9 protein-coding genes are annotated in these 11,981 nt (G+C 62.2%); 7 read left to right on the top strand and 2 right to left on the bottom strand.

Annotated elements, in window-relative coordinates; translation table 11 throughout:
• Positions 1-104: 104 nt before the first annotated feature.
• Both GVL61_RS09960 and GVL61_RS09955 read right to left on the bottom strand, forming a co-directional pair.
• A complete protein-coding gene (locus tag GVL61_RS09960) occupies positions 105-323 on the bottom strand; it encodes a hypothetical protein (RefSeq protein WP_159979463.1) in 219 nt (72 codons plus the stop codon).
• 564 nt (positions 324-887) lie between these two features.
• Positions 888-2,102 carry an IS701 family transposase gene (locus GVL61_RS09955; protein ID WP_159979461.1) on the bottom strand — a complete coding sequence of 405 codons (1,215 nt, stop codon included), beginning with the start codon at positions 2,100-2,102 and terminating at the stop codon, positions 888-890.
• Positions 2,103-2,162: 60 nt separating this feature from the next.
• On the opposite strand from GVL61_RS09955, the gene GVL61_RS09950 reads away from it, so the two are divergent.
• The 7 genes from GVL61_RS09950 to GVL61_RS25405 all read left to right on the top strand — a co-directional run bounded on the left by GVL61_RS09950 (position 2,163) and on the right by GVL61_RS25405 (position 11,954).
• A complete protein-coding gene (locus GVL61_RS09950; RefSeq protein ID WP_159979460.1) occupies positions 2,163-2,840 on the top strand; it encodes a hypothetical protein in 678 nt (225 codons plus the stop codon).
• Positions 2,841-3,297: 457 nt separating this feature from the next.
• Entirely contained in the window at positions 3,298-4,542 is a 1,245-nt protein-coding gene (locus GVL61_RS09945) for a hypothetical protein (RefSeq protein ID WP_159979459.1), read from the top strand.
• Positions 4,543-4,566: 24 nt separating this feature from the next.
• Entirely contained in the window at positions 4,567-5,112 is a 546-nt protein-coding gene (locus GVL61_RS09940) for a hypothetical protein (RefSeq protein WP_159979457.1), read from the top strand.
• A gap of 6 nt (positions 5,113-5,118) precedes the next feature.
• Positions 5,119-6,684, top strand: coding sequence for a hypothetical protein (locus tag GVL61_RS09935; protein ID WP_159979455.1), 1,566 nt, complete (start codon positions 5,119-5,121; stop codon positions 6,682-6,684).
• Positions 6,626-10,114, top strand: a complete 3,489-nt coding sequence (locus GVL61_RS09930) for a hypothetical protein (protein ID WP_235037607.1) — start codon at positions 6,626-6,628, stop codon at positions 10,112-10,114. Before GVL61_RS09935 ends, GVL61_RS09930 begins: the two co-directional genes overlap by 59 nt.
• Before the next feature lie 53 nt (positions 10,115-10,167).
• A complete protein-coding gene (locus GVL61_RS09925) occupies positions 10,168-11,124 on the top strand; it encodes a hypothetical protein (protein WP_159987257.1) in 957 nt (318 codons plus the stop codon).
• A 35-nt stretch (positions 11,125-11,159) separates the two neighbouring features.
• Positions 11,160-11,954, top strand: coding sequence for a DUF805 domain-containing protein (locus GVL61_RS25405; RefSeq protein WP_368667118.1), 795 nt, complete (start codon positions 11,160-11,162; stop codon positions 11,952-11,954).
• Positions 11,955-11,981 lie beyond the last annotated feature (27 nt).

Genomic DNA, 11,981 nt, shown 5'->3' with positions numbered 1-11,981 from the left:
GAAAAGCGTAGGTCCGGCCTTCTGCAGAAGGCCGGACCTACGCTTGAGAACACCGAAACCACCATGCCATGAGCGGGGGTCAGTTCTTCGCTTCGCCAAGGGGGTCAAACCCTCAGTTCGGTTGACAGCTTGGGCTTGTAGCCGTTCGCATAGCCACGCCGGTCGGGCGTTCGCTCATAGCGCTGCGCGCCCAGAAAGCGTTCACGCTCGATGCGCATCGCCATCTCAAAGGTGCGCGCGAACACGGCCGCAATCCCTTCGGGGCCGTGTTCGATCAACTGTTCCAGAACTGCCTCGATCGCTGTATCGTCGCGTTTGTCCATTCGTCTGCTCCATGGTTGGGTAGCGACTCCATGGAATGCTGAAGATGGGCAGCCGGTGCCGGGGCATGCCCCGGCACCGGCTTAACGGTCCCGACCCGAATGAATTTCCAGACCTCTGGTTACACAACCCAAACGTAGGGGTTCCCGTACCAGTTTCGCAGAAAGTAGCGGTAGGAAATATCCTTCCAAGTCAGATGGAAGCTGCCGTCTGTTCATGTTCGTCTAGCAGATGTCGTGAACGCCAGCCGTAGTAACCTCCATGTGAATCTTGGTGCACTCCACAGATTTCGACCATTCTTTAGCGATCGCGGTAGCAAATAGGAAACTACAGAAGATGCGGCGCTGGCTTTGCTCGCTGGACGTACGGTGTGCGCGGTCGATAATCGAGAGCCGCGCGGGCTCATCCCTAGCATTACAGTTGCATTTTGTGCTTGAGGTGAGCTCGTTGTGCCGCTGCCTGATGGGCCCGTCGCCAACATGACCACGCTATGATGTAGGCGGGTTCTATCCGACGTTGGGCCAGTTTGTTGGCGATCCGGCGGACCTCCTGGATGGACCACCGGATCAGATCCTGATGGTCCGCATCCTCGATCTTTTTGGGGGCGTCATGTCGTTGGCGCGGTATCGGATTACCGCCATCATGGCGAAGGCAAGCATGACGAGCGAGACGTGACGATGCCAGCCATGCCACGAGCGGCTCTCATTATGATCGAGGCCAAGCTCGTTTTTGGTCGTTTCGAAGCTGTCTTCGATCGCCCAGCGACGGCCTTCCACGGCGACAAGAGTCTGTATTTCGGTGCCCGCCGGGCACCAGGTCGTGAAGTAGGCCAGATCACCGTCGCTGATGTTACGGCGGATCAGGAGGCCCCGGGTCCACACGCCTGATTTTGCCTCGTCATATTCATCGGCGTCGAGATCGGCGAGCTCGCAGTAGGCCCAGTCGTGAAGGCGGGCACCCTTTGTGCCTTCGCCAGCGGAGAGGCGTTTCCATGCGCCTGGATCAAGGTCCTGTGCAATCTCTTGCGCCTTGCCTGCGACCGGGGGCTTGCCCGCCCATGAGGCAAAGTAGTGGTCCGATTTTACGCCGAGAACGTAGCCTTTGCAGGCCCGACGCAGAGCCTGCTCGACGTCACCAACCCCATACACCGCGTCCGCTGCGACCCACGAGAAAGGGACGGCAGCCGCCAGCGTCCGCTGTATCATTTGAACTGCCAAGGCTGGCTTGGTGGCGAAATTTACAGATTCAGGGACATGGGGTGCGGCAAGTCGTGCCGGATCACTCGTCCAGCTCTTCGGCAGATACAAGGCACGATCGATAAACGCGTGGCCGCGAGCCGATACATAGGCCGCGAATACACCGATCTGGCAGTTCGTGATCTTGCCGGCCGATCCAGTATATTGACGCCCAACCCCACAAGAGGCTTGGCCTTGCTTGAGGAAGCCGGTCTCGTCGATGACCAGGACCGCGTCATCGGTCGCAAGGCTTTCTACAACATAGTCGCGTACGATGTCGCGAAGCGCGTCTGCTTCCCATCGCCCTCGGCCCAGAATAGCCTGTTGCCGCCACGGACCAGGATCCCCTGCAGCCTCGGCACGCATCCAACCCGTCTTGCGGCGCTCGTCACTCAGCAAGCCGTCCAGAAACAAGTTCGCAGACACTGCAACTCGCTCCTGCGTGAACAGCTCCCGCATGCGGCTTTTCACATCCCGCAGCGAGGACGCCCACAGCTCCAATGTCGTTTCGATCAATGCACCTGTCATCCACAGCCTCCTTACCATGGAGACCCATTGATTCAGAGTTCAATCAATTATGCAACTGTAATGCTAGAGGAGTAACCGATGAAGTTGCATAAAACGATCACGATGGTCCTTGCCGCCGCCATGCTGGCAGCCCCGATCACCGCGTCCGCGCAGTTCGGAGCGCTTGGCGGCATGGGCAAGAAGATGCTCGGCGGCGGTGACGGCGAGGTGTCCGGCCCGGATGCCGCGACGTTCCTGACCGGCGCGATGAAGTCCACGAAGAATGTGATGATCTCGGCCGCGCTGCTCGCACAGGCGCTGAAGGACCGCGGTGGCCTTGCCTCGCAGAAGGAGCAGATCGCCGCGATCACTGGCGCGCAGAACTTTGGCGAGCTCAACGGCCAGAAGGTGCAGCTGGAAGAGAACCTCCAGACTCTTACGTCGCGCGCAGACCTCTCGGCCGATCTCAACGCCGCCTACCAGGCGGGCGATGCGCAGCAGAAGAAAGTGATCGCCACCGCCATCGCCAACCTCGCGCTGGGCATCTACCGCAACGTGCAGCTCGCCGGCGCGGCGCCGGGCGTGATGAAGGGCGTGGGCGGCAACCCGCAGATGCTCACCCGCATGGGCGAGCTGAAGACCGCCGCAAACCTGCTGGGCCTCCAGACCAAGGGTCTCGGCACCATCGGCACCGCGCTGCCCAAGGTGATGGGCGCGCTGAAGATCAAGCCGCTGCCCCAAGCCGAGACGACCGACGCGATGCCGGTGGACATCTGAACCGCCCATGCTCAGGACTAGCTCGCGGCCCCCACGCATAGATGTGCCCGCCGGATCCAGAGAGCAGGTCTGTGCGGATGTCGTAGGCAGCATGTCGACCCAAGATGTGTAGGGCATTGCAAAAATTCAGGTGCGACGTTGTGAGGGCGGCCAAAATCGAGACCAAGGACACGTAAACCTCTGGACAATTGCCTATCTTACATGCACTTCTCTATTTGGGTTCGGGGGGCTAGTGATTCAACGCCACGTAGTAAATATTCTGGCTTTGCCAGCAATCTGTTTGCTGACTGCTTGCGGCCAAGATGGAGCATTGCCAGCTCCAAAAAATCCGCTCGACTGTTTTCCTTCAGAAGCGCGGCGCTGGATTGCACGGGATAGTGCGGGTAAAGGCGAGGGTGTCGTCCCCGGCCATCCCAGCAAGCGCTCCGCGATGGTCTATGTGGACCGGTCGGGGAGCATGGCCGGATATCTGGCAGGTGCCACGAACCTAGAGCGTCCCTTCCAGGACATCGTCTCTACGCTTCCCGGGGCGCTTGCGCTTTACGGGATCGACACGTCTTTCCGATCGTTCGGGACGCGCATCAGCGAGAACCTGCCGGCTGCGGGCCAACATCTACTGGAGCCGGCAGTCTATTCCTGCGCAGGTATCCATCGGGAAAATTGCGACAACTCGGAATCCCGCCTCGATCATGTCTTTGAGCAGATCAAAGCGGGCAATAATGATCTCGCCGTGGTAGTGAGCGACTTGTGGTTCACCAATTCTGAAATCCGCTCGAGCGGCTTGGCCGCCTTGCAGCCGATGCTCAGCGATCTGCTGTTCTCGGGCAAAGTCATCGCCGTTTACGGGATTTCTGCTCCGTTCGACGGCGCCATCTACGATCTTCCTGATGAGGGAACGGAGAAGTTCTCCGTTCCCTACACGGGGCGCCATCCGCTTTACATCGTGGTCGTTGGAAGCAAGCCTGCCGTTCTCGATTTCGATAAGGCGCTCGGCAATTCGGGCTCCAAATACCTGTCGGAGGGCCGGACGAACGGCGCGATCCAGCGAACGCTTTTTGCGGTCGATCCTGGTCCGGATGCTCCTGTAGAGACCGCGCCATTAGGCAAGAGTTCAGACTCCCGGATCAAGCTCAGCAAGTTCTCCGTCACGCCAGGAGTGGCGATCCAACGCTTCTCGATGACTAAGGCACCTGCCAGTCCGATGCGCGCGAATGCCGCGGGGCCGACGTGGGTCGGGCCGAAGCCGGGTAGTTTCCTGGACGATGCAGTGTGGGCGGGTCCGATGCGGGTTCGCACGCGGATATGGACGAAATCCGGTAATGCCTGCTCGGCCAAGTCGTGGCTTGCCCAGAATGAGGGCGTGGCCGGTTGGCACTCAGAGGTCACCGATGGATTGGCGACGTTCACGCTCGACTCCAAGCGTTTCGCCGCCGCACTATCGGCAAAGGGCACCTACCTCGTCACCGGTGAGGTACAGCGGACTTCATTGACCCTTCCCAACCCGCGTACCGAATGGATGCGGGGTTCGTGGAGTCTCGATCCGGCTCGCGCGATGATGGTGGCCCAAAGGCCACCGCGGGAGTTCCCGACGCTCAACCTGAGCGAGTTCGGCAGGATCATGGAAACCGCGCTGGCGACCGCTGCGGAGCGCCGCAACAAACCGATCATCGGCTTCACGTTCATGGTCAAGGTAGACGACTAAGACCTTTTCCACCGGAGTATACTGATGCATTCACCTGCCGATTCCGTGGTGAGATCGGGCAAGTCACTTGCCGTCCATATCGTTTTTGCGCTCCTCCTCTATGCGCTTGCGTCGCTCCTACTCAGCCATTTCGACACGGCAAGCGAAGCTATGCGCGAGCAGTACGAGGAGACGGAAGTGCTCCAGTTGCTGGCGGGCGCCCGGGCGACCATCGTTGGCTGGTACGTCGCCGCTCTTGCCATATCTTGGCTGTGCTCGACGGTGTTTCTGGTGACCGCCAATCTCAAGCGTCCCCACGTGCGCAGCAAGTCCGACGCGCGTAAGGCTATGCCGGTCTGGATCGCCATGTTCGTCGTGGCCATCGTCGCCACTGCCTTCCTGTGGTGGCGCCAGGTTTCGCTGGCGGGCGTCGCCTCGACGCTCCTCGACGACGACTATCTGCTCCTCGCTACCGCCGGCTATGTCGGGACTGCCTTGGCATTCTGGCTGGGCACTGGGCTTGCAGTGGCCCTGACGCTCAAACCTTCGGTGCCGATGGCATCGACGGCGCTCCCTGAAATCTGGAACTGACCCGCGATGAGCAACACCGTGAACATCGTCATCGGCGTCGGCGGTACGGGCGCCAAAGTTGTGGAATCGACGTTGGCTTTGATGGCCGCGGGGGTGGGAGGGACAATCGAGGCGATCCACGTCGGCCTCGTCGATCAGGACGAATCGAACGGCAACGTCGCCCGTACCCGGCGCCTAATCAGCGCGATCGCGGCATGCCGCCAGGAATGGGGTAAGATGCACGGCGCCAACTACGTCGATTGGCGCGGCAGCGGTGCGGACCGGATTAGCCTAGGTGCAATCGACGTGCGCCCCCTGTTCGAGGACAGCGCGAATGCGCTCTGGTGCCCGGAAAGGGACGACGAAACACTGGAGACGATCCTCGGCAGCAACCTCGACCGCGATCGCAAGACACTGTTCGACATGCTATTCATGCCGGGCCGCGAAGAGCAGCGGCTACCGCTGGGCAAGGGGTATCGCGGGCGCGCCCACGTAGGTGCCACCGCAATGATCGCCGCGATGCTGGAAAGCGACAGCTCGTTAATGAAGCGTCTGGAGGAATTGCTCGACGATCCCGGCCGCCGCAAGGTCAACGTGTTCATCGTCGGCTCGGCCTATGGCGGCACCGGCGCCGCGGGCTTCCCAACGCTGGCGCGGGCGCTGCATCGGCTGCGGGAATCGCGAGAGTTCAGCAACCGCGAAAACGTGTCGATCGGCGGCATGCTCATGCTGCCCTATTTCAGCTTCCGCGACGAAGAGGGGGACGGCGAAGCCGTGGTGACTTCGGACGAGCTGCTGCCAAAGGCGCAACTGGCGCTGAACTATTACGACAACCTGTTCGGCGGCGAGCGCGCTTTCGACCATTTCTACGCGATGGGTTGGGGTAGCCTGTTCCATCTTAACTACCACGAAGCGGGAGCGGACGAGCAGTCCAACCCCGCGCTTCCGCCGGAACTCTTCGCGGCGACCGCGGTTACCGATTTCTTCCAGCGCACCGCCGTGCCCGGGGCGCCGGGCGACGCAACGCGCGTCATGGTGTCGGCGCGTAACGACCCGGTGATCCGCTGGAGCGACCTTCCCTCCAACGAGGAAATCGAGGCGAAGCTGGGCCAGTTCCTGCGCTGCGCGGTGTACTGGCGCTACGTCGTGAAGGACCTCATCGACGCGCCCAAGGGCTTCCTGAGCCGGGGCAACTGGGTCCACAAACTTTCCGGTGGCCAGAAGACCGCAGACGCCCAGGCCGAACTCAAGGCGCTCGACGCCCTCATCGATCACGTCATGCTGTGGGCCGCCACCATCGAGAACCAGGCGCGTGCGCATTGGCAGAAAGGCCCGTGGAGCCTACGTCACTTTGTCGTCGAAGCGGATTCGCCCAAGGCGCCGGTGGAACTCCGCCAGGCCATGACGGAAACGGAAGTGCTTGACGGTTTCGATCAACTCATCCGCATCGACAGCGGCGACTTCGTGGCGCGGACTAGCGCTGCGCTGCACGACGACCTGACCAACGGACGGATCGAGGTCGCGGACGAATCGCGTGGCCTGGGCCGTGTGCTGTCTACCGTGGCCAAGGCCGCGAGCCTCAAGGGAGCCTGACTTCACGATGCCCGTCTGGAACCTCCCCGCATTTCGCGAGAACGCGCCCTTTCCCCAGCCCGCCAACTTCGGCCGCTGGCAGCTGGCCGATGGCTCGCTGAACAAGCTCGGTGCATCGCTCAAGGTCAACGCGACCCCCTTCATCGACCCGCACGAGCCGGTGCGCGCCATTCCCGACCCCTGGGCGCAGGCCCGCTCGTTCGCCGAGGCGCTCATCTCGGGGGACGTCCATCATCCCCTGTTCGCCACCGCAGTTGCGCAATGGCGCGGCTTGTTGGCGCTGTTCGCGCTGTCGGAGCGCTACCGCAAGGTCTACACGCTGTCGTATCGCACCTTCGGGCTGGATACGGACGTACTGTTCGATCGCGTGCTCGGCCACCTCACGCCGCAGGTCGCTATTGGCGACCAGTTCGCGCTGTGGGAACAGCCGCTGCTCATTTTCGCCAATGAACACCCCGTGGCGATGGGTAACCCTGCCTGTCTCGTTTCGCCGGGACGACTGACGCCCGACCTCGGCCTCGCGCATATCCCGTGGTACTCGGCCGGCCTGCGCGATCCGCTCAAGTGCCACCTGCCCGTAACTGACCTGTTCGTGCTGTCGGCCTGGTTGCACAAGCTGTGGAGCGACCTCGGGACGTTCAATGGCGAGGCAGCCGACCGCATCCGGCATCTGCTGCATGAGTACCGCGTCGAATGTGATCGGCTTGCCGGTTCGTTACCGTTTGTGCCCGAGCTCAAGCCCTCGCGGCATGCCGAACTGGGGTTCCCCTATTCGCTCCTGTTCACCACGGCCGACTTCAATTTCCGTGGCGACCCTGCGACGACCTCGGCGACACGGCTGCGCCTCCGTTCCGATGTCGACCTCGGCGAGATAAAGGGTGTCATCCTCGTCGATAAGGCGCTGACGCTCGATCCGCGGTTCGATCCGCGCAGTACCCTGGTATGGGGCACCATCGACCTCGCCTCGTTGCTCAATTCCACCAAGCTGCTTGAGGACGTGCGGGCGGAAGCGGCCAATTCTGGCTGGATGATTGTGACCGGCGACGACATCTTCACCCCTCGTGTCGCACGGTTCGAAAACGGCGCCCGGCTCGCCGGCAATCCTGCGGGGATGGAAGATATCCTCGCGCCGCTGAGGCCGCTCGCGCTGCTCTTCGAGGGCAATCTGGCCGACACGGTGAGCGCCAACGTCGGCGCCGGCAAGGCGATCTTCACCCTGCGCGTGCGGATCGAGGACGGCACCGAGGTAGGACGCTCGTTCGACTTTAACCGACAGTTCGCGACCGATCCGGCCGATGGGGACGGCCTACTCGTCGATGACGAGGACTGGAGCATCTATCATACCGCGATCTGGCCCAATTTCCGTAGTTCCGCCTGGAGCAACTACTTCGCGCGCTTCATTTATGGCGCCAACCGCACGGGCTACATGGTGCGTCCCACCCGCGCACTTTCGGCCCAGCTCATCGCGCAGGAAATGCGCATGGAGAGCGCCGGCTTCGCCGCGATCGACCGACTGCGGGAGTTGAACGGCAGCGAGGGTCCGGGCTACCATCTCCAAAATCGTGGCAAGGAATGGTCCAGATCCGAGAAGAAGTCGGTCGGCGAATATGAGGACGTGCAGTTCTCCGCCTCCCCCTTCGAGGTGATCACTTACGTCGAGGCCTATGGCGATCGACTAACTGCGCCGGCCGGCATGGCCCTGCTGCAGATTCCCGCGATGGAGCCGTCAAGCGGCGCGGGTGACTTTGACGTCGCCGTCGACTTCGGCACCACCAATACCGTCGCCTGCTTCGACAACGGCAGGCCCATCAGCTTCGAGGGCAGGCTGGTCTATCCTCTGGCCTATGCGAACGCCAACCTGTCGCTCCAGGCGTTGCAGGACTCGAGCTGGCTGGGCCGCTGGTTCTTTCCGCCCGAGACCCGTCTCACCCCGACCCCGACGGTCGCGCTCACCCGCATGGCCTACCCAAGCCAGGAAAAACATCCCGTCTTCCGCAACGTGATCTATTTCCACTCCCACGAGAAGCATGCGCGCAACGCCGAAGCGGAAGAGCTGCGCAAGTTCTCGCGCGTCGCATCCCAGGCCAAGTTCAATCTCAAGTGGAGCGACGATGCCGAGCACGTCGAGGCCGCGCGCGATTTTCTGAGCCAATTCCTGATGTTGATTGCCGCCGAAGCGCTGGCGGGCGGCAAGCGTGACCCGCGGCGCATCCGCTGGCGGTTCTCTGCCCCGGACTCGCTCGACGGCGAATTGCGCGACAAGTTGAGCGACAACCTGCGAGAGATGACCCGCCCATACTCGCTTGGACTGGCCGAGCGTTCGCGACGGGTCGGCCAACTCGAGCCTGAAGGCCTCGTCGCGGCGCAGTTCATTCTCAACGACGCCGGTTTCATCAAGGGCTCGCTCAACATGGTGCTCGATATCGGAGGTGGCACCACCGATGTCACCATCTGGGACCGGGACGACATTCGCTGGATCGGCTCGTTCAAGCTCGCGGGCCAGAACTTCTTCACCCGTACGATCAGCCAGAACCCAGCCCTCCTCTCGCAGATCGGGCTGGCGCATTGGGAAGCGCTGTTTTCCGGTCCCGGGGGCAGCATCGAGGGCGTAGAGGCGGATGACATTCCTCATCTCGCCGAAATGCTGTTTAGCGGGCCGGCACTGTCGAATGCGATCGACGAGCACTGGGATTCTCGGCTTCAGTACAGTGCCGGTGCGCAGTTGCGGCTTGTCGCACAGACTTTCCTTGGTGGCATGGCCTGGTACATGGGCAAGATCGTGCGGCAACTCGTCGCCGATGGCCTGCGCCCCTCCTTGCTCGAAAATCCCGCGTTCGCGCTCTGCGGCCGGGGCGCGGGCATCTTCAAGAAGATCCACGGCGGCCGTGAGCCCGATGCCCGCAGCGACGTGACTCGAACCCTCCAACTATTCAGCGTGGCGGCCGGAGACGCGGCGGACCTGCGTCCACAATTGTTCACTACCCAGGATGCCAAGCTCGAGGTCGTGCGCGGCATGATCCGCAACACCACCGACATGCACGAGGAAGCCAAGAACGCCGCGCGCTTCTACGTCAGCGGCCTACATGTGAATTTCGGCGGCGACGCCGTATTCGAGCCGCAGGATAAGGTGAGCCGCAGAGATGTCCCCGGCGTGCCGGAGGAAGCGGACCTGAGCGAGTTCAAGGCCTTCGTCACCGCGCTGCGCGACATTGCCGGCGTCGACCTCGATTTGCGGGAGGGTAACCCGCAGGGCGCCTGGAACGGTATTCGCCAAGCCGTCGAAGCAAGCATCACCGATCTCTACAAGGAGATCGATCCGAAGAAAGGCCTGAAGCCCCCCTTCATCGTCGCTCTCGAGACGCTCGTCGACATTATGGCTTCGCCCGCCGCAAAACGGGACAGCCGCCTCAAGATGGATTTCGTGAAGTGATGCGCCACACGATGAAGGCATTATGCCTTTCCGGCCTTCTCGTTGCCGGCCTAGTGGGCCTGTCGGTCGATGCAGCCGCAAAGCCGGAAAACGCGGGCAACGGCCCTCAAAAATCGGCACAGACCGAGGCCTTGTCGGCACGCGAAGGCGACGCCGGTGAGGGAGCTTCGATCGACGAAGAAAAATTCCGACCCTCTCCGGAGCAATCGTCGCCAAGCCTCGACCATGCCGGCGCTTTTCCGGGCATTGCACTATGGATAGTGTTGGCGCTGTTCGCGGTATGCGTTCTCGCGGGCGGTTATGCGTTCTGGCTGATCGGAAATTTGAAGGACGCCGTCGCCGACCTCCGCCACAAAGTTGTCAAACTTGATGCGGCGGTCCAGCGTGCCCAGGCCGCTTCCGCCGAGCCGCAACGTGCAAAGGACCCCTTGCCGGCACCGCCCGAGGCCGCACGCAGGCAAGCCGGTCGCGGATATAAGGATTTCGACGTCCCACCGGCCGGGACGCGGCAAACCGAACCGCGGAAACGCCTGGATACCGGCGACATCGCTGCCGAGGCACCGGAAAAGACCAGCTTCAGCCGTGCGCAACTGACCAGCGGCATCGATGCCCTACGCGACGAACTGACAAGGCTGATTGGGGGACCGGGCATGCGCACCGCAGACTACGACGCCGTGCTACGCCGCTTCGGAAATCTCCACGGCATCGAGATCGCTGGTGATGGCGCCCGCCTCACCGATGCCGACAGCGATCCAAATCGCCGGTTGTCCGCAGTTGCTTTCGCGGATTCGACAGTTGTAGCGATCGTGCCCAGCGCCCGTTTCGTCCGCGATTTCGACCTGACCTACAAAGAAAGCCTCGAAGCGGGCGCTGACGTGAAGTCGATCTTCACGCTGCAGGCCGACGGCTCCGCAACGCTGCGCATCGAACGCCTAGCCAGCGCGATCCGCGATGCCGAAGGCAATTTGGCGCAACCGACCCACGGCGTCCTCGGAGGTTTCTTCCGATGACCGCGGTTCGCAATTGATGAATGGTGCAAGGACCGATGCTACAGATCAGCTATGAACTCGAAGGTTTCCCTGCATTTTTGCGTAGCGAGGCCGCCTGCCAGCGCGCCGTAGAGCTTGGCCGCATCGCAGCGGGCACCCCGATTGTCGTCTACGAGGAGAATGGCGAGCGTACCGGAATGGCGGCGGAGCAGCATCCCCTGCTGCGAACTTTGCTTGGCCTCGATACGCCTGCGCCGGTGGAGACAGAGGTGGAAGCGGTGGCCACGGCCCCTGCCCAGACGGTGGCCCAAAAGCCACCGCCGACGGCTTCCGTGCCCCTTTCCGCATCAGTCCGCGAAACGACGTGGCAATTGGCTAATGCCGATCCCGTACCTCGGCACATCGAGGCGTCACCGGCATGGCAGCCATCTCCGGCCAATTCCCGTTATGTCGCGGCTGCCCGGTCCGGTGGGGGCGCCTGGTACTGGATGACGCTGCCGTACCGCCGATACGCCGACTTCCAGGGTCGCTCGCAACGCAAGGAGTACTGGATGTACTGCCTGCTCAACCTTGGCGTCATAATGGTGACGGTAATGCTATCGGCGAACGGCGGTACGGCATGGGCCGTCGCCTTGGTCCTTTTTGCGCTGGCCAGCGCGATCCCTTCGTTGGCAGTGAGTGTGCGGCGCTTGCACGACGTCGGCGCCTCCGGGTGGTGGCTGCTACTGGGCATCATCCCCTATGTGGGCGGATTGGCCCTGTTCGTCTTCACGGTCCTTCCGGGCACAAAGGGCCACAATCGCTTTGGCCCCAACCCGGCATATTCTCCGGATCTCGATATTTTTGCCTAGTCCCGATGGATTATCGACGGTGGCCGG

The sequence above is a fragment of the Novosphingobium sp. 18050 genome, from assembly GCF_902706195.1.
GTDB lineage: Bacteria > Pseudomonadota > Alphaproteobacteria > Sphingomonadales > Sphingomonadaceae > Novosphingobium.
This window is presented reverse-complemented; position numbering and strand designations above follow the sequence as displayed.